Genomic DNA, 25,912 nt, shown 5'->3' on the forward strand with positions numbered 1-25,912 from the left:
TATCTTAACGCTCCACTCTCCCGTCATGCTCCCGCGAAGCGGAATACAACCCCCACCGCGGCGGACAGGCCGATGAAGACAATGGGGTGCAGATTCTTCACCTTGGGCACATAATTGGTCAGCACGATCAGCGCCGCCGCCAGCAGCAGCCCCGGTATGTTCAGAAGGCTTTCCCCGCTGAGGACGGGGGCCTTGACAATGCCGGTGAGAAGCGCCAGCCGCACGCCGGTCAGCACCTCCAGGATTACCGACACGCAGGCCGCGCCGATCAGCCCCGTGGAGGCGGGACGGAGCCCGTAAAAGGCCCGGTCCACGTATTTGTTGTTCCGGAAGCTCTGGAGCACCGCCGCCACAATCAGAATCACGATGATGGAGGGGGTCACCTCGCCCAGAGTGGCGATGACGGCCCCGGGGATGCCCGCCGCCGTGAAGCCCACATAGGTGGCCATATTGATGCCGATGGGGCCGGGGGTGGACTCGGATACCGCCAGCATGTTCATCAGATCGGTGTAGGTGTACCAGCCCGTGGATTCTCCGATGGCCTGGAGAAAGGGCAGGGTGGCCATGCCGCCGCCTACGGCGAAGAGGCCGGTTTTGAAAAATTCCCAGAAAAGCTGTAAATAAATCATGCCTGCTTCGCCTCCAGATTCTTCAAGAGAATGCCCGCCAGAGCTGCGGCGATGACGAACCACACCGGGGACAGCTTCAGGAACAGGCCCCCTGCCAGCACCAGCAGGAAAATCACGGCGGTGCGCTTATCCACCACGGACTTTTTCAGCAGCTTCATCACCGCGTTGAAAATCAGCACGCAGACACAGACCTGAATGCCGGCAAAGGCGTTCTTCACCCAGGCCAGGTCCGCGAAGTTGGAAATCAGTCCCGCCAGAATGGAGATGATGACCACAGAGGGGAACACCACGCCCAGCGTTGCCATGATGCCCCCCATCATGCCGCCGCACTTCTGGCCGATGAAGGTGGCCGTATTGACGGCGATGATGCCGGGTGTGCACTGGCCTATGGCGTAGTAATCCGTCAGCTCCTCTTCGGTGGCCCAGCCCTTATTGTCCACAACCTCCCTTTGGAGGATGGGCAGCATAGCCATGCCGCCGCCGAAGGTCATGACCCCCATTTTCGCGAAGGTCCAGAATAAGCTCCAGAGACCCCCGGAGCCTTTTTTGCTTTCCATAGCAAAACCCCCTGTTAGAATTAGGAATTAGGAATGAGAAATTAGGAATTAAGAATCAGGAATGAGATCGCGGGCCGGGAAGGCGGCCCGGCATTCCTGACCTTATTCCGTGTAGCCGTACAGGCCCCGGACGGACACCTCTCCGGAGCGGACTTTTTTGACGCCGCCGTCCGGCAGGCGGACCACCAGGCTGAATTCCCCGTCGATATCCACGGCCTCCGCTGTCTCCCGCTCCCCGCCGCCGAAGGGAATCAGCTGAACGGTCCTGCCCAGGTTCACGCAGTCCCGGCGGTAGGCCGCCAGCCACTCCGACAGGTCTCCGGCGCGGAGATCCCGGTTCATCCGGTCCAGCTCCTCCAGCAGCGCCGCCGCCAGCAGGGGCCGGGACACCGGCCTTCCCAGCGCCTGGAGCAGAGAGGTGGCCACCTCCCGGACCTCCGGCGAGAAGGATTCCGCCCTTTGAAGGACGTTGACGCCGATGCCCAGCACCAGGGACTGGAGCCGCCCCGTCTCCGCCTCCAGAGAGACCTCTGTCAGGATGCCGCAGAGCTTTTTCCCGTTTAACACCGGGTCGTTGGGCCATTTCAGCCCGGGCCTCACGCCGCAGACCCGCTCCACGGCGGCGCACACCGCCACCCCCGCCAGAGCCGTCACCGGCGGCAGGCGCTCCGGCGCCACCTGGGGCCGCAGCAGGACGGACAGGTAGATGCCTTCCCCCCTGGGGGACTGAAAGGAGCGGTCCATCCGCCCCCGGCCCGCCGTCTGGCTCTCCGCCAGCACCGCCGTGCCGTCCGGGGCCCCCTGCTGGGCCAGCTGCTTGGCGTAGTTGTTGGTGGAGTCCACCTGCTCCAGACAGCACAGCGTCCGGCCCACCGTCTCCGTGGGGCCCAGGCGGCTTCGGATTTCCGCCTCCGTCAGCACGTCCGGCGCGGCGGACAGGCGGTAGCCCAGACCCGTCCGGGCCTCGATTTCATATCCGTCCCTCCGCAGGGCCTCCACCGCCTTCCACACCGCCGCCCGGCTCAGCCCCAGACGGCGGCTCAGCTCCTGGCCGGAGAGGAAGCCCTCTTCGCTTCGCAGCAGCTCCAGAATCTGTTTCCGGCTCATGCGGGTCCCTCCCTTCCGGCAAAAAAAGCCTCTGAAAAACAGCGTGTGTAGTATAGCATATTTTTTCCTGTGTGTAAACCGGGGATTTTGGGCGGAGGAGACAACAGCTGACATGTCAGCTTGTCCATTGCAGACCACCGTCGCGGCGATACGATTTGCGGTTCCGAAAGGCCGCAAATCGTGCCGCTTCCTCGAAAGCGGCTTGCTTGCTCCGCCACCGGCGGCGCTTCGCCGCTTTCCCCCATCTTCTCTTTTTGGTTGCGCCAAAAAGAGAAAACGGGCCGTGCACGGTCCAAAAGAGAAAAACCGCTTGCCGCAAGAGCTGCTTCCGTTTTTTACGAAAGTCTCCAGCCCGCCGCGTGGTGCGGGCGGGGGCTTTGGAGGTTGACGCAAGGCCTGTCCCTCTCTCCCCGCTGCCGCTTACCCGGCTCTTCTACCGGTCTTCCTGTTTACCGTTTTCTCTTTCGGTTACCACCGCATCAGCGGCAGCGGAAAGAAAGGGAAGTCCATTCGATAATCGCCAAAACCCCGCTTGCACTGAGCCGCGGGCTGAAGACTTTCGTCATAAGCCATCAGCAATTCTTGCGCGTCCCTCGTCCCCCGCTGTCAATTATTGGGGGGTTCCAGGGGGCGCTCCCCCTGGTGGAGAGTCCAGAGAGGCAAGGCCTCTCTGGTTCCCCGCGAAAGCGGTCCTTACGGGAGTGAGCCCCCATGGCAGTGGTTCCTGCGAAAGCGGATTGCGCATCAGCGTGAAATTCGGCCATCGTCATGGCTCTGCCGGCAAGGACATTGTTTGTGATAGCTTTTTTGACAAGTCTGTGATATACTACATGGGCTGGCCTCACATGGGCACAATATCATTCGGCGGATGACTCCGTTTGGTAGCATTTTTGGGGTGATGTGATATGGAGCTCAGGCGTATGCGGGACCTGCGGGAGGACCATGACCTCTCTCAGCAAAAGGTTGCCGACTATTTGAATATGCACCGCAGCGTTTACCGTCGTTATGAGTCGGGGGAACGGGAAACACCGGTGTGGGTGGTGGACAGGCTGGCGGATTTCTACAAAGTCAGCACCGACTACCTTCTGGGCCGCACCGATGACCCTGCTCAGCCGTCTCCGCTGAAGCGGCGATAGAAGTGTGTCCCACGCGGAAGTGAATCCGTATGGATGAGAATAGCAACGGGAATGCTACCGTTTGGTAGCATGATTCCGAGGTGATGCTATGCACTTCCAGCGGATTGAAGATTTACGCGTGGACCATGACAAGACACAGATTGCCATTGCGGACTACCTCAACATGGGCCGCAATGTCTACTGGCGTTATGAAAAGGGCGTCCGGGAGATTCCCACCTGGGCAGTGATCAAGCTGGCGGAATACTATCAGGTCAGCACCGACTATCTCCTGGGCCGCACCGACGACCCCACGCCTCCCGCGCCCTCCCGGCGGCGGTGAGGCGGCTGGCCTGGTTCGCCGGGGGCTTTTCCGGCGGCGTGTTCCTGGCCCGGTACGGACTGCCGGGAGACCGGGGGCTGTTCTGCGCCTTTGCGGCCCTGGGGCTGGCGTTTTTGGCGCTGGCCCTGCCCTGGGAGAGACGGCGGCGGGCGGTGGCGTTTCTGGCGGCGCTGGCCATAGGGCTGGGCTATGACTGGCTGTATGTCCGCCAGGTGCAGCAGGCGGCGGAGGCCTGTCTGGAGGAAGAGGACGGAATCCGCACCGTGACCCTTCTGGACCTGCCGGAGGAGAGCGATTTCGGGGCCCGGGCGACGGTGCGGCTGGAGGGCGTTCCCGGTAAAGCGGTCTATTACGGCGGCCGGGAGCTGCTGGAGCTGGAGCCGGGCCAGACCCTCACCGGACCCGTCCGCCTCCAAAGCGCCGCCCGTGTCCGGGACGAGGACATCTCCGCCTTTACCTCCAGAGGCGTGTTCCTCCTGGTCTACGGCGGGGACGCGCCCCAGGCCGGACCGGGGACCTCGGGCGGCTGGCGGTGGCTGCCTCTCCGGGCGGGCCGGGCTCTGCGGGCGGAGCTGAGCCTGCTGTTTGAGGGGGACGCCGCCGGTTTTCTGGCCGGCATTCTCACCGGGGACCGCTCCGGACTGTCGGAAGCGGCCTCCGCCGCCCTGGGCGAGGCGGGCCTCAGCCACATTCTGGCGGTGTCCGGGATGCACTGCGCCATGCTGCTGGCCCCAGTCTCCCTTCTCATCGGGCGGCACCGGCGGCGGGCTCTGTTTGCCTGCGCCGTGCCCCTGCTGGTCTTTTATGTGCTGATGGCGGGATGCAGCCCCTCGGCGGTGCGGGCCTGCATGATGCTGGCGCTGCTGCTGGCGGGGCCCCTCTTCCGGCGGGAGAGCGACGGACCCACCGCCCTGCTGGCGGCGTTGCTGCTGATTCTGCTGGCGAATCCCTTCGCCGCCGCCTCGGTGAGTCTCCAGCTGTCCTTTGCCGCCATGACGGGAATTCTGTGGCTGACGCCCCGGCTCAGTGCCGCCATGCCGGAAAAGTGGGCGGGCCGGGCCCCGCTGCGGGGGGTGTGGGGCTCCCTGTCGGTTACCTGCGGGGCCCTGGTGTTTGCCGCGCCTCTCTCCGCCTGGTATTTCGGCTTTCTCTCCCTGCTGACGCCCCTCAGCAGTCTGCTCTGCCTGCCGGCGGCCTCCGGGACCTTCTGCTTCGGACTGCTGGCCGCGCTGGCCGGACTGGTCTGCCCGCCTCTGGGCCGCCTGCTGGCCTGGCCTGCGGCGCTTCTGACGCGGTATATTCTTTCCGTGGCGGGACTGCTGTCCAAGGTTCCTCATCAGGGGGTGTATTTTGCCAACCCGTATATGAAATACTGGCTGATTTACGTCTATCTGCTCTTTGCCGCCGTTCTCCTGATGAGGCGGAGAGGAGCGCGGCGGCGGGCGTATAGTCTGGCGGCGGCTCTGGCGGTTCTGACCCTGGCGCTGACGGTCAGGCTGGGGGCAGAGCGGTACGGCGGAGACCTGGAGGTTCTGGTGCTGGACGTGGGCCAGGGGCAGAGCGTGATTCTGGCCTCCGGCGGGGACTATGCCCTGGTGGACTGCGGCAGCGCCAACAGCTGGAGGGACGCCGGGGAGACCGCTGCCCACCGGCTCCGGGCCATGGGCTGCGGGAAGCTGGACTATCTCTGCCTCACCCACTGGGACAGCGACCATGTCTCCGGCGTGCCCGGCCTGCTGGCCCGGCTGGATGCGGAAGCCCTGCTGGCTCCGGAGGGAGAAGCAGGGCAGGAGGCCGTCCTGGGGACGGCGGAGGCCGGGGCACTCCGCATGGTGACGGAGCGGGAGCGCCTGCCCTTCGGCAAGGGGACGCTGACGGTCTTTCCGCCTCTGGGGGAGGGGGAGAGCAACGAAAGGGGTCTGACCGTTCTGGTCTCCGTGGGGGACCGGGATTTCCTCATCACCGGCGACATGGACGCCGCCACGGAACGGCGGCTGCTGGAGCGCTGGGAGCTGCCGGAGGTGGAGGGCATGACGGCGGGGCATCACGGCTCCCGTTCCGCCACCTCTCAGGCCCTGCTGGACGCGGTCTCGCCGGAGACGGTCTGCATCAGCGTGGGCAGCAATACCTATGGCCACCCCGCGGAGGAGGTTCTGACCCGGCTGGCCCGGCAGGGCTGCACGGTCTGCCGGACGGACCGGATGGGAACCGTCCGCCTATCCTGGAATCTGGAGGAATGACGCCATGGCGGCCAAAAGCACAAAAAGCACAAAGGGAAGAAAAAAAGAGAAAAAGGAAAACCAGGCCTTTCTGAAGCTCAAGGCGGACATCTCCGCCGGAACCATCGGAACCGCCTATATCTTTTACGGCGAGGAGAGCTATCTGCGGGAGTATTATCTGGGACGGCTGAAGAAGCAGCTGATTCCCGCCGGCTGTGAGGACTTCAACTGCCACATCGTGGAGGGGAAGGGCCTGAATATCCAGGAGCTGGCGGACATGGCGGAGGCCATGCCCATGATGGCAGAGCGGACCTATGTGGAAGTGACCGACCTGGACCTGTTCAAGCTGCCGGGGGACCAGCGGGAGAAGCTGATTGCCTTTCTGGAGGACGTGCCGCCCTACTGCTGCGTGGTGTTTGTCTACAACACCGTCAAATACAAGCCAGACCGGACCATGAAAAAGCTGTGCAGGGCCCTGGAGGCCCATGTGGAGGCGGTGGAATTCCAGCTGACGGAGGGGGCCGCCCTGACCGGCTGGGTCAGCCGCCACTTCCGGGAGCAGGGGAAGGAGATCGACCGGCAGACGGCGGAGTATCTGGTGTTCCTCTGCGGAAACCATATGACGGGACTGGTGCAGGAAATCGCCAAGATTGCCACCTATGCCAGGGGGCCCGCCGTCACCCAGAAGGACATTGACGATGTGGCGTCTCCGGTGCTGTCGGCGGAGGTGTTCAAGCTGTCGGACGCGGTGCTCCGGGAGGACTACGACAAGGCGGCGTCCATTCTGGGAGACCTGCTGAAGGCCCAGACGGAGCCCATCCGCATCCTGGGGGCCCTGGGGAACCAGCTCCGGCGGATCTGGACCGCCCGGATTGGTCTGGACAGCGGACGGGACAAGTATTGGCTGATGGACCTGTGGGACATGAAATATGAGTCCCAGGCCAGCCGCCTGATGTCCGCCGCCCGGCGGGCGGACGCGGAGTGGTGCGCCGGGGCGGTGAAGATGTGCCAGGTGCTGGACCGGCGGATGAAGAGCCAGAGGGGCGTGGACAGCGGGGAGGAACTGAAGCTGCTGCTGGCGCGATTGGGGGCGAGCCGAACATGAAGGTGAAAATCCGGGAGGCCATCGTGGTGGAAGGCCGCTATGACAAAAACACACTGGCCCAGACGGTGGACGCCCCCATCATCACCCTGGGGGGCTTCGGCGTGTTCAACGACCGGGAGAAGCTGGCCTTTCTCCGGCGGCTGGCGGAAAAGCGGGGGCTGATTGTCCTGACGGACAGCGACGGCGCGGGCTTCGTCATCCGGAACTACCTCAAGGGCGCTCTGCCCGGGGACCGGGTGAAGCAGGCCTATATTCCCGACGTCCGGGGCAAAGAGCGCCGCAAGCGCCGCCCCGGACGGGAGGGCAAACTGGGCGTGGAGGGCATGAGTCCCGCGGTGCTGCTGGAGGTCCTCCGCCGGGCGGGCGCCACCTTCGAGGATGCCGGACCGGAAAAGATTTCCGGGGAGCAGGCCGCCGGAACGGCGGAAACAAAAAAAGCGGAAGCCAAAAAGTTGAGTAAGGCGGACCTGTTTGCCCTGGGGCTCAGCGGCGGAACGGGCAGCGCCGTCAGACGGCAGGCCCTGCTGAAGCGGCTGGAGCTGCCGGAGCATCTGAACGCCAACGGGCTTCTGGAGGCCCTGAACCTTCTCTACAGCCGGGAGGAGCTGGAAGCGGCGCTGGCGGAGCTGGAGGAAGCCTGATTCCTTTCCGGCAGGGATTCGACAAATTTCGACAGAGTTTTCGGCGTCCGGGTGGTATGCTGACCGTATCTTGAGATACAAATGGGAGGCAGCCGGCATGAAGAGACGTTTGGCAGGGGAATCCAGATGCAAAGACGCGGCACTGCGCTATTATCTGCTGACGGAGGAATCCGCCGCAGGCCCGCTCTACGGCGTTCAGGCGGAGCTGGGCGGGGAACAGGCGGCGGTCTCCGGCATCACGACGTCCCGCCAGCGGGTCCAGGGCCTTCTGGACGGGCTGATTCGGGGCCAGGTGACGCCTGTGGCCCTTCGGGATGTGGTGGACGACTGGCTGCTGGCCTGAGTGTACCGTCAACATTTACAAATTCTTCATAACTTTTCCTCCGTTACCCCTTTACAAACCGAAAAGACTGTACTATGATAGCACTGTTAGCACTCCGGGACAACGAGTGCTAACAGTGCGAATTGTTATTTCTTAAAAATTTTTATATTTTAAGGAGGAATTTCCCATGAAACTCACCCCGCTGGCAGATCGTGTCATCCTGAAGGTGGAAGAGGCGGAGGAGGTCACCAAGAGCGGCCTGATCCTCACCGGCTCCGCCAAGGAAAAGCCCGCCTGGGCGGAAGTCATTTCCGTGGGCCCCGGCGGCACTGTGGACGGCAAGGAGGTCACCATGACGGTGAAGCCCGGCGACAAGGTCATCACCAGCCAGTATGCCGGAACCAAGGTTACCCTGGAGGACGTGGAATACACCGTGGTGCGTCAGAACGACATTCTGGCCATCGTCGAGTAAACATCAAGGGGGACTTCGCCGTTTGTTCGGCAGGCGGCGGGGTTCCAAGGGGCTTGCCCCTGGTTTCTCCGCTGAAGCGGAGAAATAAAATGAAATTATTTTCGCCGCGACATGTGCGTGGCGAAAATACCGAGACCCCAGCCGCCTGGGGCGGCGGCGCCAGTGACCGATGTCACTGGTGAGGGAGAATCTACAGCGCAGCCCTTGGCGGCTCTGCCGCTTAGGGATGCGGCGTCCCCTGAAACGGGGAAAGGGGGGATGAATCCCCTCTTTAAGAAAAATTTGGAGGTAGATGCAATATGTCTAAGCTTATCAAGCGCGGCGACGAGGCCCGCAAGGCCCTGGAGACCGGCGTCAATTCTCTGGCCGATACCGTCAAAATCACCCTGGGCCCCAAGGGCCGGAACGTGGTTCTGGACAAGAAATACGGCTCTCCCCTGATTACCAACGACGGTGTGACCATCGCCAAGGAAATCGAACTGGACGATCCCTTTGAGAACATGGGCGCACAGCTGGTCAAGGAAGTTTCCACCAAGACCAACGACGTGGCCGGCGATGGCACCACCACCGCCACCCTGCTGGCCCAGGCCATGATTCAGGAGGGTCTGAAGAACCTGGCCGCCGGCGCCAACCCCATCGTGGTGAAGAAGGGCATGGCCAAGGCCGTGGAGGCCGCGGTCAGTGAGGTCAAGGCTCAGGCCAAGACCGTGGACGGCTCCAAGGACATCGCCCGGGTAGGCGCTGTGTCCTCCGGCGACGAGGAAATCGGCAGCCTGATTGCCGACGCCATGGAAAAAGTCTCCTCCGACGGCGTCATCACCATTGAGGAGTCCAAGACCGCCGAGACCTACAGCGAGGTGGTCGAGGGCATGCAGTTTGACCGGGGCTATATCACCCCCTATATGGCCACCGACATGGAAAAGATGGAGGCCGTCATTGACGACGCCTATATCCTGATTACCGACAAGAAGATTTCCCTGATTACCGATATCAAGGACCTGCTGGAAGGGATGCTTCAGTCCGGCAAGAAGCTGGTCATCGTGGCCGAGGACGTGGAGGGCGAGGCCCTGAGCACCCTGATTGTCAACCGTCTGCGGGGCGTGCTGAACGTGGTCTGCGTCAAGGCTCCCGGCTTCGGCGACCGCCGCAAGGAGATGCTTCAGGATATCGCCACCCTCACCGGCGGCACCGTGGTCAGCGAGGAAGTGGGTCTGGAGCTGAAGAATGCCGACTTCTCCATGCTGGGCCATGCCCGTCAGGTAAAGGTCACCAAGGAAAACACCACCATCGTGGACGGCGACGGCGATTCCCAGGCCATCAAGGACCGGATCGCTCAAATCCGCTCTCAGATTGCCAACACCACCAGCGACTATGACAAGGAGAAGCTCCAGGAGCGTCTGGCCAAGCTGGCCGGCGGCGTGGCCGTCATCAAGGTGGGCGCGGCCACCGAGACCGAGATGAAGGAAAAGAAGCTCCGCATCGAGGACGCCCTGAACGCTACTCGGGCCGCTGTTGAGGAGGGCGTGGTCGCCGGCGGCGGCACCATCTTCGTCAACGTGGTTCCCGCCGTGGAAGCCCTGGTGGAGAAGCTGGAGGGCGACGAGAAGACCGGCGCACGCATCATTGCCAAGGCGCTGGAGGCCCCTATCCGTCAGATCGCCGCCAACGCCGGTCTGGACGGCTCCGTGATTCTGGAGAAGGTCCGTTCCTCCGAGAAGGGCTTTGGGTTCGACGCCTATAAGGAGGAGTACTGCGACATGGTAGCCGCCGGCATCATCGACCCCGCCAAGGTGACCCGGAGCGCTCTGGAGAACGCCGCGTCTGTGGCCGGCATGGTGCTGACCACCGAGTCCCTGGTGGCCGACAAGCCCGAGCCCCCCGCTCCCGCTCCCGCGGCCCCCGATATGGGCGGCATGTACTAAGCGCATATCAGCGACACAAAGCCGCAGGCCCAAGGGCCTGCGGCTTTCTTGCGCCTCCGGGCGGCGGTTCTCTCCGAGAGCGGGCCGCCGGTATACTGAAAGCGGTCATTTCCTGCTGCTGATATAATTTTGAAGCCGTTCCAGCAGCATGGTCTTCATCATGTCCGAGTTGCAGGTCTCAATCAGGGCCCGGAAGTCCTCTGCCGCCTCAGGCTTGAAAACGCTTTCGATGCTGTGCAGAATGGTCCATTCAATTCCCGCCATGTGATCTGTGGGACAGCATTTTATCAGAATCTCCGCCTCCTCCCATGTAACCGGCCGGGTGATGGAGTCTGCCGCGTCCTGATAGTCCTCCCACAAATTGAGGATTTCATCAGGAGGAAAGCCCTCGTCTCCGGGAAAAGCATCGCATTCAAAGCCCTCTGGCGGCGCGCCTAATGTTTGTATTTTCAGAACGGGTTCCTGCATCCCGAATCCCTCCCATGCTTTCATCCGATGATGTTTCTGACGGCGTCAACTATACCACGGGGCCCGGGGGAAGTCAATCCGTTTCACCGGCCGGCTCCGGCGGGACATTCCCCGCTTGAAACTTCCCCTTGCAATCCCTCCGCCGGTCTTGTATAATAAAGTGTCATTTTATTGAACAGTGGGAGGACGCTGCTATGGCAGACGAAATCAGAGCGCCGGAAACCGAGAGCCGGAACTTTATCCATGCTTTCATTGACGAGGACATCGCCCCCGGCGGGCAGTTCGAGGGCATGACCGTTCACACCCGCTTCCCCCCCGAGCCCAACGGCTATCTCCACATCGGCCACTGCAAGGCCCTGACCATCGACTTCGGCACCGCCGAAAAATACGGCGGTCTCTGCAACCTCCGGATGGACGACACCAACCCCACCAAGGAGGACGAGGAGTTTGTGGAGGCCATCAAGGAGGACATCCATTGGCTGGGCTTCGACTGGGGGGACCGCTTCTTCTACGGGTCCGATTATTTTGAGGAGGATTACCGCCAGGCGGAGGGCCTGATTAAAAAGGGCCTGGCCTACGTCTGCCAGCTGACGCCGGAGGAATTCAAGGAATACCGGGGCGGCATCGGCGTTCCTGCCCGGAGCCCCTACCGGGACCGGCCCATTGAGGAGAGCCTGGACCTGTTCCGGCGGATGCGGGCCGGGGAGTTTGCCGACGGAACCATGACCCTCCGGGCGAAAATTGACCTGGCCAGCGGCAATTTCAACATGCGGGACCCGGTGCTCTACCGGATTAACCATCTGCCCCACCACCGCCACGGAACGAAGTGGTGCATTTACCCCATGTATGACTTCGCCCACCCCATTCAGGATGCTCTGGAGGGAGTAACCCACAGTCTCTGCTCCCTGGAATTTGAGGCCCACCGGCCCCTTTACGACTGGGTGATTCAGAACTGTGAGCTGCCTGCCAGACCCCGCCAGATTGAGTTCGCGCGGCTGGGAATCGACCACACCGTGATGAGCAAGCGCAAGCTTCGCCGCCTGGTGGAGGAGGGCCGGGTCTCCGGCTGGGACGATCCCCGGATGCCAACCCTCTGCGGTCTCCGCCGCCGGGGCTACACGCCCCGGTCCATCCGGAACTTCTGCGAGCGCATCGGCGTGGCCAAGTCCGCCAACGTGGTGGAATACGGATTTTTGGAGCACTGCCTGCGGGAGGACCTGAACGCCTCGGCGGAACGGGTCATGGCCGTTTTGCAGCCTGTGAGGCTGACGGTTACCAACTATCCCGAGGGGAAGACGGAGACCGTCACGGTGGAGAACAACCCGGTGGACCCCGCCGCCGGCACCCGGGAAGTCAGCTTTTCCCGGACCCTCTGGGTGGAGGCCAGCGACTTTCTGGAGACTCCGGTGCCCAAGTATAAGCGGCTCTATCCCGGCGGCCCGGAGTGCCGCCTGAAGGGAGCCTATCTCATCCGCTGCACCGGCTGCGTGAAGGATGAGGCGGGGAATGTGATGGAGATCCTCTGTGAGTACGACCCGGACAGCCGGGGCGGCGACCCTGCCGACGGCCGGAAGGTGAAGGGGGCCACCATCCACTGGGTCAACGCCGCCGACGCGGCGGACGCAGAGGTGCGCCTGTATGACAATCTTTTTTCCGACGAGAACCCCGACGCCGCCGACAAGGATTTCCTGGAGTGCCTGAACCCACGTTCTCTGGAGATTCTCACCGGCTGCAAGGTGGAGGCCTCTCTGGCGGAGGCGAAGGCCCCGGCCAATTTCCAGTTTCTGCGGCAGGGCTATTTCTGCCTGGACAGCCGGGACAGCGCCCCGGGACACCTGGTGTTCAACCGCAGCGTCAGCCTGAAGGACAGCTTCAAGAAATAAGTCCGGATATTGAGGAACCGCCGGAGGGCTTGGCCCTCCGGCGGTTTTCGCTTAATCCGTGACGGTGGTGGTAACGACGCTGGTGTAGCTTTCCGCGGCAGCGGAGCTCTCCGCGGCCACGTGATACTCCGTGTCCCCATCCCTGGAAGACAGCTGAACTTCGCAGTCCTCCAGGGTGCCGGTGACAGTGACGTCCACATCCCGGCCGTCGGCGGTTTTCACGGTGGAGTTGTACGCGCCGTGTTCCTCAATCTCCTGGGTGATGTCGGTTTCCGTGCCGTCCACCGTCAGCATCAGCTTTCCGTCCCGGAGCTCCGCGTCCGCGAAGACGCCGGAGACCAGCACCTGATTTCCCTGATTGTCCTCCAGCATGAGCTGAGAGTCGTTCTGCCAGACGATGCGCAGGTTCTCAAACAGCGCGCCGTTGCTGGCGGCGTTGGCGGTGACCGCCAGGGCCACGGTGAGCATGGCGGCGATGGCCGCGGCTCTCAGGGCCCTCAGGGGCCGGCGGGTCTTCTTTTCATTCATGTCAGCAGTACGCATGATAACCTCCTGTTTTGCCTCGTCGGAGGCCCGGAGCCGGGAAAATGTCTCACGGTAAAGTTTCTCGTCAATCATAGGCTTCTGCCTCCTTCAGTTTTGTTTGCAGCTGTCCCCGGGCCCGCATCAGCCAGGTCTGAACGGTGGACGTGTTGGTCCCCAGCAGAGCGGCAGTCTCCTTGACGGGGTGGCCCTCGTAATAGTGGAGATATACCGCCGCCCGGTATTTGGGGGGCAGAGACATCACCTGCCGGAACAGCTCTGTCTGGGCGGGGCGGTCAAAGACCGCCGTCTCCCCCGCCTCCTCCAGAGGGCCGGTCCGCCTCCTCCAGGGGGAGCGGAGCAGCCGCCTGCATTCGTTCACGGCCACCCGGAGCAGCCAGTGCTTTTCATGGTCCGGGGTCTCAAAGGTTCTGGCTTCGGTATAGAGCTTCAGCAGGGCTTCCTGCATCACGTCCTCCGCGTCGGCCCGGTTTTTCAGATAACTGTATGCCAGCCGGAACACCGTGTCGGCATAGCGCTCCACCGCCGCCTGAAATGCCTGATCCGTCACACGCGCTTCACCTCGCTTGTTTTGGGCTTGGGTTGAAAGGCCTTTCTACAGGGAATATCCATCAGCGGGGCAAAAAATCTCAGCATCCTGAAAATTTGGGAAAAATTTTTCCGGCCATGTTTCAAAAAAGGAGCCCCTGAGGGCTCCTTTTTTGAAACATGGCCGCCTATCCCCAGAACTCCGGAAACAGCAGCTCGCTGCCGATTTTCACCGTCAGCAGAAGCAGCACAATGATGACGGTGGGCCGGACGATTCTGCTGCCGTTTTTAATAGCCAGCCCGGACCCCAGGTAGTGCCCGGCGATGGAGGCCACAGAGGCGGTGAGGCCCACCCCCAGAAACACATAGCCCGTTTTCAGCTGGACCGCCAGACTGCCCAGGTTGGAGGCCAGATTGATGACCTTCACGCCGCCGGCGGCGTGGCGGGTGTCCAGCCTGGCGGCCCGGATGAAGAGAATCATCAGGAAGGTCCCGGTGCCGGGGCCGTAATACCCATCGTAGCCGCCGATGAAAAAGGCGGCGGACCAAACGATGAGCTTCTGCCGGACGGGGTCGATGTCCCCCGGCTCGTCTGGCCAGTCGTGATTCCGGAGGGTGAGGAAGGCCACCGCCGGCAGGACCAGGAGCAGCATGTATTTCAGCACCGCGTCCGGCGTCCGGTGCTGGAGCCAGGTCCCCGCCGTGGACCCCGCCAGGGAAAAGGCGATGGAGGGACCGAAGAGGGGCCAGCTGACATAGCCGTTTTTGATGAACCGGGCGGTGGAGAACAGGGTGCCCAGACAGGCGGAAACCTTGTTGGTGCCCAGGGCGTAGGACGCCGGGAGATCACCGAAGGCAATCAGGTGAGTGGGGGCGGAGATGACGCCGCCGCCCCCGGCAATGGCGTCCATGAAGGACGCCAGAAACACCCCCAGGCAAATCAGCAGCACAACCCACAGAGGGAAGCCGTCCAGGGCGGCGGATGTGAGAAATTCCATGCGCGGTCCTCCCGGTTTTAAAATCTTTGAACAATGGGGGACGGCGTCCCCTAAGAGCCTGTTTAAAATCCGGCGGAGTGCCGGATTGGGGCAGATTTTTTTGTCGGGCAAGGCGGTTTGACGCAGGAATCCTGGCAGATTTCAAGTCAAACCAACGCAGCATCGGCGGAAAAAGATGCCCAGAGACGGCGTTTCGATGGATTTTAATCAGGCTCTTAGAGCCGCATCTGAAGGTCAAACAGCCGCTTGTTCAGCTCGTTCAGCGACTCCTGCGTCCTTCGCGCGCTGTAGTTTCTGTCCTCGATTTCCCACAGGCTCTGTTCGAAGGCGTCGAGATTTCTTGCAAGGTTCGCTTTCTTCCGGGCGTCCTTCCGCAGCTTGCGATACTCGGAAGCATTGCGCCGCAGGCCGTGTTTTCTGAGATACTGTTCCAGCTCTATGATTTTTGGCCACCGCTTTCCGTCTCTCCGGTAGCCCTTGAAGTCAAGCATGTAAATGACGAGGTAAATCAGGACGGCTAAAATCAGATATTGCATAACGCTGTCTCCTTTTCCACTGTTCTTTTGCGGCGGCTTCTCCAAAGCCTGTCCGCCGCCTTTGTGGGCATCATTATGGACGGAATCGCGGACGCTGTCAAGTGCCTCTTTCCTGGTCCCTCTTCCGCGAATTTAAGAAAAGAGCGGTATGATCTCAGAAAATCGTTTACCTTTGCCGGCAGATTTGAAAATAGAAATGAGGAATATTTTTAGACCTAAGGGCTCATTTTGTTGGAAATGGACAAAAAACCGTCTATTTGCTGTTGAATTTGGAGGATTGCACTAAAACTGCCCTCGTTTTTTCGACAGGTCCATCCTTGACGGTATTTTCAGGAAGAAGTATAATGATAAAGAATAATTTGGAAGGAATGACAAAAAGCCTGCCGCGCCGCAGGGGCGCGGGGCGGAAAACAGCGCCGGGGAGGGCGCTGGAAATTGGCGGGCCGCTCGCCGCAAAAGCGGCGCGGCGCGGACAGATGGATTTCGGCGGGACGGCCCTCCGTTTCCCGGTTCTTCTGCCGGCCGGCTCTGCACGGAGGTTGACTTATGGCAAAAAACAATCCCACTGAACGGTTCCATTCCGGCGCTCTGACGGACGGCTGGCGGTACTTCGGCGCGCACCCCACGGAAAAGCGCGGCGTGAAGGGCTGGGGCTTCCGGGTCTGGGCGCCCCATGCCCAGATGGTATCTGTGGTCGGAGACTTCAACAACTGGAAGACCGGGGAACACCGCCTGGTCCGCAAGGGCGAGATCTGGGAGGGATTTATCCCCGGTTTGACGGAATACGCGGCCTATAAATATGCCGTGACCGGCGTGGACGGGGAGACCCGCCTGAAGGCGGACCCCTATGGCTTCCACAGCGAAACACGTCCGGACACCGCCAGCAAGCTCTATGATATCCAGGGCTTCAAGTGGACGGACGCGGCTTTTCAGGCCAAACAGGCCAAGCACCAGGTCTATGATTCCCCGCTGAATATCTACGAGGTCCATCTGGGCTCCTGGAAGAAGCGGGAAAACGGCGATTTCTACGATTACAAGGACCTTGCCGTGGAGCTGGGCGCCTATGTCAAAGAGATGGGCTATACCGCCATCGAGCTGATGCCGGTGCTGGAGCATCCCTTTGACGGGTCCTGGGGCTATCAGGCCACCGGCTGGTTCGCTCCCACGTCCCGGTACGGCACGCCCAAGGACTTCATGTGGTTCGTGAACCACATGCACAAAAACGGCATCGCCGTGATTCTGGACTGGGTGCCCTCTCATTTCTGCAAGGACGCCCACGGTCTCTATCAGTTTGACGGCGGCTGCTGCTATGAGTACAGCGACCCCAACAAATGGGAGCACGCCTCCTGGGGCACCCGGGTCTTTGACTACGGCCGCCCCGAGGTGAAGAGCTTCCTGTTCTCCTCCGCCCGGTTCTGGCTGGAGGAGTGCCACATCGACGGACTCCGGGTGGACGCCGTGGCCTCCATGCTCTATCTGGACTATGACCGCCAGGGCGGCGCGTGGAGCCCCAACAAATACGGCGGACACGAGAATCTGGAGGCCATCGACTTCCTCCGGGAGCTCAACACCATTGCCTTCGGCGTGAAGCCCGGCGTGATGATGATTGCCGAGGAATCCACCGCCTGGCCCATGGTCAGCCGTCCCGCCGACGTCGGCGGTCTGGGCTTCAACCTCAAGTGGAATATGGGCTGGATGAACGACATGTGCCACTACCTGAAGCTGGACCCCTTCTTCCGCCAGCACCATCATAAGGACATCACCTTCTCCATGATGTACGCCTTTTCGGAGAATTTTGTGCTGCCCATCTCCCACGACGAGGTGGTCCACATGAAGGGCTCCGTGGTGGGCAAGATGCCGGGAGACTATGAAAATCAGCTCCGCTGCACTCGGGGCTTCTACGCCTACCTTCTGGCCCACCCCGGCAAGAAGCTGCTCTTCATGGGCGCGGAGCTGGGCCAGTGGCACGAGTGGAACGACAAGGAGCAGCTGGACTGGTATCTGCTGGAGAACGACTCCAATCAGAAGCTCCACCGCTTCTTCAAGGATGCCAACGCCTTCTACAAAAAGGAACCCGCCCTCTGGGAGGTGGATTTCAGCTGGGAGGGCTTTGAGTGGCTGGTGGTGGACGACAACCACAACAACGTGGTGGTCTTCCTGCGGAAAGATAAAAAGGGCCGGGATATCCTCTGCGCGGTGAACTTCTCCCCCAATACTTACGAGGGTTACCGCCTGGGCGTTCCCGCCCACCGCCAGTACCGCCCGATTTTCAATACCGACGCGGCGGTCTACGGCGGCGACGGCTTCGGTGATGAGGAGCCCGTGACGGTGGAGGCAGTGGAGTCCCACGGCAGGGATCAGTCCGTCGCCATTAAGATTCCCGCCTTCGGCGCGGTGTTCCTCCGGGGTGAGGGAACCCTTCCCAAGCCCAGAAAATCGAAAAAGGCCGCGGAGACCGAAGCGGAGGAGAGCGAGACGGCCAAGGCGTCCGTAGGCCAAAAGGCGGCCCAGGTCCTGAAATCCATCCGGAGCCCCAAGGCCGCCAGGGCCGGGGAGACTGAAAAGGTCGAGAAGGTCGAAAAGGTCGAAAAGGTCGAGAAAGCCGGGGAGAGCAGGGACGCCGGAGAGGCCGGGCCCGCCAAAAGAAGGGGCCGGAAGCCCAAGGCGGAACAGGAATCCCCCCTGGAGCAGAGCACGTCGGCCGTGAAAAAAAGAGGAAGGAAACCCAAGGCAGAGAAGAAGGAAGAGGAAGGGAAGGAAGGCGCGAGAGAGAAGGAGAGCGCGCGAGAAAAGGAGAGTCCCAAGGCGATCAAGTCCAGAGTGAAAAAAAGCTGAAGCGAACAGATCGAGGCGAAAAAACAGTCAAAGGAGCGAAAACATGAAGAAAGAATGTGTGGCCATGCTGCTGGCCGGAGGACAGGGCAGCCGTCTGTACGTCCTCACCGGAGACATGGCAAAGCCCGCCGTACCCTTCGGCGGCAAGTACCGCATCATTGACTTTCCCCTGTCCAACTGCACCAACTCCGGCATCGACACGGTGGGCGTGCTGACCCAGTACCGCCCCCTGGAGCTGAACGGCTATATCGGCAGCGGCCAGCCCTGGGACCTGGACGGGTCCAGCGGCGGCGTCCACATTCTGCCCCCCTATCAGGGCAGCAAGGGCGGCACCTGGTACAAGGGCACGGCCAACGCCATCTACCAGAATATCGGCTTTATCGACATGTATGACCCGGAGTATGTGGTGATTCTCTCCGGCGACCACATCTACAAGATGGACTATTCCAAGATGGTGGCCCGCCATAAGGAGGCCAATGCCGCCTGCACCATCTCCGTGATGGAGGTGCCCTGGGCCGAGGCGCCCCGCTTCGGCATCATGAGCGTGAACGACGACGACATGATTACCGAGTTCGCGGAAAAACCCAAGGAGCCCAAGAGCAATCTGGCCTCCATGGGCATCTACGTCTTTTCCTGGAAGGCCCTGCGCCAGTACCTCACCGAGGACGAGGCGGACCCCGGTTCCGAGAACGATTTCGGCAAAAACATCATTCCCAATATGCTGAACAATCAGGAGCGGATGGCCGCCTACCGGTTTGACGGCTATTGGAAGGACGTGGGCACCCTGGAATCCCTGTGGGACGCCAACATGGATATGCTGGCGCCTGAGTCCGGCCTGGACCTGCGGGACCAGTCCTGGCCCATCTATGCCCGGTCCGTCAGCGCGCCGCCGGCCTTCCTGGGCGCGGGGTCCAGAGTGACCCACAGCGCCATGAACCGGGGCAGCGTTCTGGAGGGAACTGTGGAGAATTCCGTGCTCTCCCCCAATGTGACGGTGGGCGAGGGCGCCGCGGTCCGCTATTCCGTCCTCTTCCCCGGCGTGGTTGTGGAGCCGGGCGCGGTGGTGGAATACGCCATCCTGGGTGAGAATTGCAGAATCGGCAGAGACTGCCACGTGGGCGGCACGCCGGAGAACACGCCTGAGGGCTGGGGGCTGACGGTTCTGGCGCCTCAGTGCGAGCTGCCCGAGGGCAGAGCGGTCAAGGCCGGCATCATGCTGAACAGCAAAGGTGAGGAGGTGTCCAAATGAAAGGACTGCATGGAATCATTTTCGCCTATGAGCGCCGCGGGGACCTTCAGGAGCTGGGCTCCATCCGCTCCTCCGCCTCCATCCCCTTCGGCGGGCGGTTCCGGGCGGTGGACTTCGCCCTGTCCAACCTGGTGAACGCCGGGGCCACCGACGTGGGCATCATTCTCCATGGGCATTATCAGAGCCTGCTGGACCATCTGGGCACCGGCAAGGACTGGGATCTCTCCCGCAAGCGCGGCGGCCTGCGGCTGCTGCCCCCCTTCAACTACAGAGGCGACTGGGGCGCTATGCCCTATCGGGGCCATATCGAGGCCATGACCGCGGTGCGCAGCTATCTGGAGGGCATCCGCCAGGACTATGTGGTGATGATGGACGGCGACCTGGTGGCGAACCTGCCCGTACAGGAGATTTATGAGAGCCACGTGAAGTCCGGTGCGGACATCACGGTGGTCTGCGCCAACGACAGCTTCATGACCGAGGACGGGACCTATTTCCAGGTGGGCGAGGGCGGCCGGATTACGGAGGTCTTCATCCATCCCCATACCCCCAGGGGCCTCCGGGGCCTGGGCACCTACATCGTGTCCAAGAAGCTGCTGCTGGAGCTGGTGGACGACTGCGCCGCCAAGGATCAGATCAGCTGGCGCGCCGACGTGCTCCAGGCCCGGCGGGACACGCTGAAGATTCAGAGCTACATCTGGAAGGGCTATGCCGCGCAGATCCGCTCCGTGCAGGAGTATTATGACCGCAGCATGCAGCTGCTGGACCCCGCCATCCGTGCGGACCTCTTCAACGCCCGCCGGCCCATCCGGGCCAAGAACGCCGACCTCAGCTCCACCTATGTGGGCGCGGACGGACGGTGCGTTAACTCCCTGTTCGGAGACGGCTGCTCCATCGAGGGCGTGGTGGAGAATTCCATCCTCTTCCCCGGCGTGACGGTGGAGAGCGGCGCGGTGGTGCGCAACTGCGTGATTTTCAAGGAATGCGTCATCCGCAAGGATGCTCAGCTGAGCTATATCATTGCCGACAAGGACGTGGAGGTCCTGGAGGGACGCACCTTAATGGGCCATGCCACCTATCCCATCGTCCTCTCCAAGGGCAGTAAGGTGTAATTTCAATAAAAGGGGGGCGGCCTCGTCCCCCTTTTCTGATTGAAAGGCCGGATTGACCCGGCCTCCATGATTTGGTATAATATAGGAATCACCGCACTGACAACGTTCCCTGACTGTTTGACAAGCCCGGTTTTTCCAGGGGTTGCCCGGGGCCGGGGGAGCTGTAAAAAGGAGTTAAGTGTATGAAAATTCTGTATGTGACCAGCGAAGCCGTTCCCTTCTGCAAAACCGGCGGGCTTGCGGATGTGGCGGGTTCCCTGCCTCCCGCCCTGGCGGAACAGGGCGCCGAGGTGGCTGTGATCCTGCCTCTGTACGACCGGGTCCGCGCCCGGTTCGGCGACAAGCTGAAATTCGAGTGCTATGATTACGTGGACATGGCCTGGCGGCACAGCTACTGCGGCCTGTTCTCTCTGGAGCAGGACGGCGTGACCTGGTATTTCCTGGACAATGAGCAGTACTTCAACCGGGGCGCGCTCTATGGCCAGGCCGACGACGGCGAGCGCTTCGGCTTCTTCTCCCGGGCCGTGGTCCGGATGCTGGACCACCTCAAATTCTGGCCCGAGGTGATTCACTGCAACGATTGGCAGTCCGCCCTGGTGCCTATCTACCTGAAGGACGACGGCGTTCGGGAAGACCGCTACCGCTCCATCCGGACGGTGCTGACCATTCATAACATCGAGTATCAGGGCCGCTACAATCCCTTTGTCCTGGGGGACCTCTTCGGTCTGGATCACGGCTGGGCCGATGACGGCACCATCCTGATGGACGGGGATGTGAACCTGCTCAAGGGCGCCATCCTCTGTTCCGACGCGGTGAACGCCGTGTCTCCCACCTATGCCAATGAGCTGAAAATGCCCTTCTTTGCCCACCGCATGGAAAGCATTATGCGCCGGTGCTCCAACAAGCTCTATGGCGTGCTCAACGGCATTGATATGAAGCTCTATGACCCCAGAACCGACGGACACATCAAAAAGAACTTCTCTGCCGAGGATATGACCGGCAAGGACGAGTGCAAGGCCGAGCTCCAGAGGATGACGGGCCTGCGGCAGGAGCCCCACACGCCCATCGTGGCCATTGTCAGCCGTCTGGTGTCCCACAAGGGCCTGGACCTGATCTGCGAGGTGCTCCACGATATGATGGAGCTGCCCATTCAGATGGTGGTTCTGGGCACCGGCGACCAGCGCTATGAGGAGTTCTTCCACTGGGCCGCCCAGCAGTATCCCGGCCGGATGTCCGTGAACCTGGACTATAACGAGGCGCTGTCCATGTCCATCTATGCCGGCGCGGACCTGTTCCTGATGCCCTCCAAGAGCGAGCCCTGCGGCCTGAGCCAGATGATCGCCATGCGCTACGGCACGGTGCCCATCGTCCGGGAGACCGGCGGCCTGCGGGACACCGTTCAGCCCTGCGAGTCCTGGCGGGACGCCGGCAACGGCTTCTCCTTCGCCAACTACTCCAGCGGCGACATGCTCCACGTCATCCGGGAAGCCGTCTATCTCTACAAGGATTATCCCGACGTCTTCGGCCGTCTGCGCCAGCGTGCCATGTCCGGGGACTTCAGCTGGGCCAGAAGCGCCCGGGAATATCTGCGGATTTATTCCACCATCACCGGCATTGAGTGGCCCGTCCGGAAGGACACGGTCCGGGTGGACACCGCCCGGGGCGAGGAGGAAGCCCACCCTTTTGAGGAGGCCCCGGCCCCTGTAGAGGCCGCGCCCGTGGAGGAGACTCCCGTGGAGACCGCTCCCGTGGAAGAGACTCCTGTGGAGACCGCCCCCGTGGAAGAGACTCCTGTGGAGACCGCTCCCGTGGAAGAGACTCCTGTGGAGACCGCCCCCGTGGAAGAAGCCCCTGTAGAGACCGCCCCCGTGGAAGAGACTCCTGTGGAGACTGCCCCCGTGGAAGAGACTCCTGTGGAGACCGCTCCCGCGGAAGAAGCTCCCATAGAGACCGCTCCTGTGGAAGAAGCTCCCAAAAAGACCCGCAAGACCGCCAAATCCGCGGCGAAATCCGGGGAAAAGGCTTCCAAAAAGACCGGGAAAACCGGCGCAAAGTCCGCGAAGAAAGGAACCGCCAAGAAAAAAGCGGCGGAATAAGGTAGACGAATGAGTACAGCATTTACGACGAAGACGCTGGAAGAGGCGCTGAACGCCAAGCTGATGACCAACTTCGGCAAAGCGCCGGAGGAGGCCACCGACGGCGAGATGATGCGGGCCAGTGCGCTGGTCCTGCGGGACGTGATGGCTCTGCGGGAGGTGGAGACCCGGAAAAAGACCCGCCAGAACAAGAAAAAGCAGGTCCATTACCTGTCCATGGAATTCCTGATGGGCCGGAGCCTGATGAAGAACGCCTATAACCTGGGGGTCCTGCCCCAGCTGAAGGAAGCACTGGAGCATCTGGGGTTCAAGTCTGGAGACATCTTTGAGATGGAGCCTGACGCCGCCCTGGGCAACGGCGGTCTGGGCCGTCTGGCCGCCTGTTATCTGGATTCCATGACCACACTGGAGATTCCCGCCACCGGCTATTCCATCTGCTATGAGCTGGGACTGTTCAAGCAGAAGATTGTGGAGGGCCAGCAGGTGGAGCTTCCCGACCACTGGAAGGACCTGGGCGCCGCCTGGCTGCTGCCCAAGCCCGCCGAGGCACAGCAGGTCTCCTTTGGCGGCACCATTCGGGAGTTCTGGGCCGACGGCTACCTCCACACCGTCAACGAAAACGCCACCACCGTGCTGGCGGTGCCCTATGACATGGAGATTGCCGGCTACGGCACCGACCATGTGAACGTCCTGCGTCTGTGGGACGCCCGGCCCACCAAGGCTATGGATATGAGCCTCTTCGGCCGGGGCGAGTACCTGAAGGCTGCCGAGGAACAGGCCATGGCCGAGGCCATTGCCAAGGTTCTCTATCCCGAGGACAACCACATGGAGGGCAAGTCCCTCCGGCTGAAACAGCAGTATTTCTTTGTCTCCGCCACCATCCAGTCCATCACCGCCAAGCATCTGGATACCTATGGAACACTGAAAAACTTCCATGAGAAAAACGTCATCCAGATCAACGACACCCATCCCACTCTGGTGATTCCGGAGCTGATGCGGATTCTCATTGACGATACGGGCATGGACTGGGACGAGGCCTGGAGCATCACCACGCAGTCCGTGGCCTATACCAACCACACCGTTCTGGCCGAGGCGCTGGAGCGCTGGCCTCAGACCCTGATGGAGCGCCGCCTGCCCCGGATTTACCAGATTATCCAGGAGATTTCCGCCCGCTGGCAGAAAAAGGTCGAGGCCTATTACCACGACCCCGGCAAAACCCAGAACATGGCCATTATCTGGGACGGCGAGGTGCGGATGGCCAACCTCTGCATTGCCGGCGGCATGGCGGTCAACGGCGTCAGCGGCCTGCACTCCGACATTCTGAAGCAGGACGTGTTTAAAAACGCCTATCAGATGGAGCCCTGGAAGTTCCAGAACGTGACCAACGGCATCGATCACCGCCGCTGGCTCAGCGAGATCAACCCCGGTTTGGACGGACTCATCAAGGAGCTGACCGGCGGCGACGCCTACCTCTCCGACGCCTCCGTTCTCCAGAAGCTGGACGCCTACGCCGACGACAAGACCGTGCTGAAGCGGCTGGCGGAAATCAAATATGAGAACAAGAAGGCCTTTGTGGCCCACGCCAAGAAGAGCCGGGGCGTGATTCTGAACCCCGACGCCATTTTCGATGTGCAGTCCAAGCGTCTCCACGAGTACAAGCGGCAGCTGCTGAACGTGCTGCACATCATCGCCCTGTATCAGCGTCTCCAGGACGAACCCGGCTTCATTCAGCAGCCCCGGGCCTTCCTCTTCGGAGCCAAGGCCGCTCCGGGCTATGAGGTGGCCAAGCGGATCATCCGCCTCATCAACTCCCTGGCGGACCAGATTGCCCATGACCCCATCTGCAAGGACAAACTTCAGGTGGTGTTCCTGGAGAACTACCGGGTGTCCCTGGCGGAGATTCTGATGCCCGCCAGCGAGGTCAGCCAGCAGATTTCCACGGCCGGAAAGGAAGCCAGCGGTACCGGCAATATGAAGTTCATGATGAACGGAGCGCTGACCATCGGCACCCTGGACGGTGCCAACGTGGAAATGCACAGTGTTCTGGGAGACGAAAACATGTTCCTCTTCGGCCTCCATGCCGACGAGGTGCAGCAGCTGAAGCGGGAGGGCTATGTGCCCCAGCGCTACTACAACAAGGACGCACGGCTCCGCCGGGCCATGGATGCCCTGCGCACCGGGTTCCGGGACGGCGTCCGTTACGAAGACCTGTATCAGCGCCTGCTTCAGGGAATGGGCGGCAGTCCTGCCGACGAATATCTGCTGCTGGCGGATTTCGAGAGCTACTGCGATGCTGAGCGGAAGATGGTGGAAACCTATGCGGATCCCGAACAGTGGAACCGCATGAGCCTGCACAACATTGCCCGCAGCGGCATCTTTGCCGCCGACCGCTCCATTGCGGAGTACGCGGACAATATCTGGCACGTGCCCCACCGTTAAGGCGGCTGCCGGCCGGAAAACAGTATATCAATAGCAAAATCAAAAGAGCCTTCCGCGAAAGCGGAAGGCTTCTTTTTGCGCCGTGTCCGGGACCGCGGGAAGTGCGTGGAACGTCAGCGCGCCAGATAGGCCAGGATATCGAAGTCCAGCAGGGGCGTGTCCCGCCTGAGATAGAGCGGATGGTGGGGGTGGCCGGATTTCAGTGGGGGCCCCGCCGTAAACCAGCGGGCTCCAACGGCCTGCCCGTCAGCGGCGAAGTCCCGCATGCAGTCCATGAGATAGTCCCGCTTTTCGATGATGTTCCCCCAGGCGGCCCAGACGGCGGGGCGCTCCGACAGGGACAGCAGATAGCGGAAGGCCTTCCGGTTTTCCCCGTGGAGGTCTTGGTTCAGGGTCCGTTCCATATCGTCGGGCCGGGTGGCCCGCTGGGCGTAGACATTGAACATCAGGAAGCTGTCGTAGCCGTTGGCCAGGGCGATGCGCTGGGCGGACTGGAGGGTGGGGTCCAGGGCGTCCGGCGCGGCGGTGGAGGGATTGATGCCCACGCAGATCAGGGGCTTTCTCCCGCGGGTGCCCAGAATGTAACGGTATTCCGAATAGGTGTTGGGGACATAGAGCCAGCGGGCGGCGTCGTAATCCGGAGAGGGGAGCAGGGCGGCCTCCAGAGCGGGCTGAAAGCGCTCCAGCTCCAGGGCGGCGGTGGGACCTTGGGGAATGTGGGGCATGGGAAACCTCCTTCGTTTCAATTAGGAATGAGGAATTAGGAATGAGGAATTAGGAATGAGGAATTAGGAATGAG

General features: G+C 61.7%; 24 protein-coding genes. 15 read left to right on the forward strand and 9 right to left on the reverse strand.

What is annotated here, in order from left to right:
• Window positions 1–23: 23 nt before the first annotated feature.
• The 3 genes from Q0063_RS01665 to Q0063_RS01675 form a co-directional block, all read right to left on the reverse strand.
• Window positions 24–629, reverse strand: coding sequence for a chromate transporter (locus Q0063_RS01665; protein WP_297870232.1), 606 nt, complete (start codon window positions 627–629; stop codon window positions 24–26).
• Window positions 626–1,186: a chromate transporter gene (locus Q0063_RS01670; protein ID WP_297870233.1), complete on the reverse strand. Its 561-nt coding sequence runs from the start codon at window positions 1,184–1,186 to the stop codon at window positions 626–628. The genes Q0063_RS01665 and Q0063_RS01670 overlap by 4 nt, the downstream gene beginning before the upstream one ends.
• Window positions 1,187–1,288: 102 nt before the next feature.
• A complete protein-coding gene (locus Q0063_RS01675) occupies window positions 1,289–2,293 on the reverse strand; it encodes a biotin--[acetyl-CoA-carboxylase] ligase (protein WP_297870234.1) in 1,005 nt (334 codons plus the stop codon).
• Window positions 2,294–3,198: 905 nt separating this feature from the next.
• Between Q0063_RS01675 and Q0063_RS01680 the strand changes: the two genes are divergently transcribed.
• The 8 genes from Q0063_RS01680 (at window position 3,199) to groL (ending at window position 10,429) form a co-directional block, all read left to right on the forward strand.
• On the forward strand, window positions 3,199–3,429 hold the full coding sequence (locus Q0063_RS01680; protein WP_297870235.1) for a helix-turn-helix domain-containing protein: 231 nt from the start codon (window positions 3,199–3,201) through the stop codon (window positions 3,427–3,429).
• 88 nt (window positions 3,430–3,517) lie between these two features.
• Window positions 3,518–3,748 (forward strand): helix-turn-helix domain-containing protein, encoded by a 231-nt coding sequence (locus Q0063_RS01685; RefSeq protein ID WP_297870236.1) that lies wholly within the window; start codon window positions 3,518–3,520, stop codon window positions 3,746–3,748.
• Window positions 3,745–5,988, forward strand: a complete 2,244-nt coding sequence (locus Q0063_RS01690; protein WP_297870237.1) for a DNA internalization-related competence protein ComEC/Rec2 — start codon at window positions 3,745–3,747, stop codon at window positions 5,986–5,988. The genes Q0063_RS01685 and Q0063_RS01690 overlap by 4 nt, the downstream gene beginning before the upstream one ends.
• Before the next feature lie 4 nt (window positions 5,989–5,992).
• Entirely contained in the window at window positions 5,993–7,072 is a 1,080-nt protein-coding gene (gene holA, locus Q0063_RS01695) for a DNA polymerase III subunit delta (RefSeq protein WP_297870238.1), read from the forward strand.
• The gene (locus Q0063_RS01700; RefSeq protein WP_297870239.1) at window positions 7,069–7,713 is read left to right on the forward strand and encodes a toprim domain-containing protein; all 645 of its coding nucleotides are present in this window, start codon (window positions 7,069–7,071) and stop codon (window positions 7,711–7,713) included. The genes holA and Q0063_RS01700 overlap by 4 nt, the downstream gene beginning before the upstream one ends.
• A 97-nt stretch (window positions 7,714–7,810) precedes the next feature.
• Complete coding sequence (locus tag Q0063_RS01705; protein ID WP_297870240.1) at window positions 7,811–8,056, forward strand: DUF6514 family protein; 246 nt, start codon at window positions 7,811–7,813, stop codon at window positions 8,054–8,056.
• A 166-nt stretch (window positions 8,057–8,222) separates the two neighbouring features.
• Window positions 8,223–8,507, forward strand: a complete 285-nt coding sequence (gene groES / locus Q0063_RS01710) for a co-chaperone GroES (RefSeq protein ID WP_297870241.1) — start codon at window positions 8,223–8,225, stop codon at window positions 8,505–8,507.
• Between the two features lie 299 nt (window positions 8,508–8,806).
• Entirely contained in the window at window positions 8,807–10,429 is a 1,623-nt protein-coding gene (gene groL, locus Q0063_RS01715) for a chaperonin GroEL (protein ID WP_297870242.1), read from the forward strand.
• Window positions 10,430–10,534: 105 nt separating this feature from the next.
• Here groL and Q0063_RS01720 read toward each other — a convergent pair whose 3' ends face one another.
• Entirely contained in the window at window positions 10,535–10,897 is a 363-nt protein-coding gene (locus Q0063_RS01720; protein WP_297870243.1) for a hypothetical protein, read from the reverse strand.
• A 194-nt stretch (window positions 10,898–11,091) separates the two neighbouring features.
• Here Q0063_RS01720 and Q0063_RS01725 point away from each other — a divergent pair, with 194 nt between their 5' ends.
• A complete protein-coding gene (locus Q0063_RS01725; RefSeq protein ID WP_297870244.1) occupies window positions 11,092–12,780 on the forward strand; it encodes a glutamine--tRNA ligase/YqeY domain fusion protein in 1,689 nt (562 codons plus the stop codon).
• 51 nt (window positions 12,781–12,831) lie between these two features.
• On the opposite strand, the gene Q0063_RS01730 is transcribed toward Q0063_RS01725, so the two are convergent.
• The 4 genes from Q0063_RS01730 to Q0063_RS01745 form a co-directional block, all read right to left on the reverse strand.
• Window positions 12,832–13,398 carry a hypothetical protein gene (locus Q0063_RS01730; RefSeq protein WP_297870245.1) on the reverse strand — a complete coding sequence of 189 codons (567 nt, stop codon included), beginning with the start codon at window positions 13,396–13,398 and terminating at the stop codon, window positions 12,832–12,834.
• The gene (locus tag Q0063_RS01735; protein WP_297870246.1) at window positions 13,391–13,873 is read right to left on the reverse strand and encodes an RNA polymerase sigma factor; all 483 of its coding nucleotides are present in this window, start codon (window positions 13,871–13,873) and stop codon (window positions 13,391–13,393) included. Before Q0063_RS01735 ends, Q0063_RS01730 begins: the two co-directional genes overlap by 8 nt.
• A 166-nt stretch (window positions 13,874–14,039) precedes the next feature.
• Window positions 14,040–14,849: a sulfite exporter TauE/SafE family protein gene (locus Q0063_RS01740; protein WP_297870247.1), complete on the reverse strand. Its 810-nt coding sequence runs from the start codon at window positions 14,847–14,849 to the stop codon at window positions 14,040–14,042.
• A 215-nt stretch (window positions 14,850–15,064) separates the two neighbouring features.
• Window positions 15,065–15,385 carry a hypothetical protein gene (locus Q0063_RS01745; RefSeq protein WP_297870248.1) on the reverse strand — a complete coding sequence of 107 codons (321 nt, stop codon included), beginning with the start codon at window positions 15,383–15,385 and terminating at the stop codon, window positions 15,065–15,067.
• 344 nt (window positions 15,386–15,729) lie between these two features.
• Here Q0063_RS01745 and Q0063_RS01750 point away from each other — a divergent pair, with 344 nt between their 5' ends.
• The 6 genes from Q0063_RS01750 to Q0063_RS01775 all read left to right on the forward strand — a co-directional run bounded on the left by Q0063_RS01750 (window position 15,730) and on the right by Q0063_RS01775 (window position 25,113).
• Window positions 15,730–15,954 (forward strand): hypothetical protein, encoded by a 225-nt coding sequence (locus Q0063_RS01750; RefSeq protein ID WP_297870249.1) that lies wholly within the window; start codon window positions 15,730–15,732, stop codon window positions 15,952–15,954.
• The gene (glgB, locus tag Q0063_RS01755) at window positions 15,932–18,220 is read left to right on the forward strand and encodes a 1,4-alpha-glucan branching protein GlgB (protein ID WP_297870250.1); all 2,289 of its coding nucleotides are present in this window, start codon (window positions 15,932–15,934) and stop codon (window positions 18,218–18,220) included. Before Q0063_RS01750 ends, glgB begins: the two co-directional genes overlap by 23 nt.
• 43 nt (window positions 18,221–18,263) lie before the next feature.
• Entirely contained in the window at window positions 18,264–19,469 is a 1,206-nt protein-coding gene (locus Q0063_RS01760; RefSeq protein ID WP_297870251.1) for a glucose-1-phosphate adenylyltransferase, read from the forward strand.
• Window positions 19,466–20,578 (forward strand): glucose-1-phosphate adenylyltransferase subunit GlgD, encoded by a 1,113-nt coding sequence (gene glgD / locus Q0063_RS01765; RefSeq protein ID WP_297870252.1) that lies wholly within the window; start codon window positions 19,466–19,468, stop codon window positions 20,576–20,578. The genes Q0063_RS01760 and glgD overlap by 4 nt, the downstream gene beginning before the upstream one ends.
• 182 nt (window positions 20,579–20,760) lie before the next feature.
• Window positions 20,761–22,674: a glycogen synthase GlgA gene (gene glgA, locus Q0063_RS01770; RefSeq protein ID WP_297870253.1), complete on the forward strand. Its 1,914-nt coding sequence runs from the start codon at window positions 20,761–20,763 to the stop codon at window positions 22,672–22,674.
• 9 nt (window positions 22,675–22,683) lie between these two features.
• The gene (locus Q0063_RS01775) at window positions 22,684–25,113 is read left to right on the forward strand and encodes a glycogen/starch/alpha-glucan phosphorylase (protein WP_297870254.1); all 2,430 of its coding nucleotides are present in this window, start codon (window positions 22,684–22,686) and stop codon (window positions 25,111–25,113) included.
• A 113-nt stretch (window positions 25,114–25,226) separates the two neighbouring features.
• Here Q0063_RS01775 and Q0063_RS01780 read toward each other — a convergent pair whose 3' ends face one another.
• Window positions 25,227–25,838, reverse strand: coding sequence for a DUF1643 domain-containing protein (locus Q0063_RS01780; protein ID WP_297870255.1), 612 nt, complete (start codon window positions 25,836–25,838; stop codon window positions 25,227–25,229).
• Window positions 25,839–25,912: the final 74 nt, after the last annotated feature.

Source organism: uncultured Oscillibacter sp. (assembly GCF_947654275.1).
Lineage (GTDB): Bacteria > Bacillota > Clostridia > Oscillospirales > Oscillospiraceae > Oscillibacter.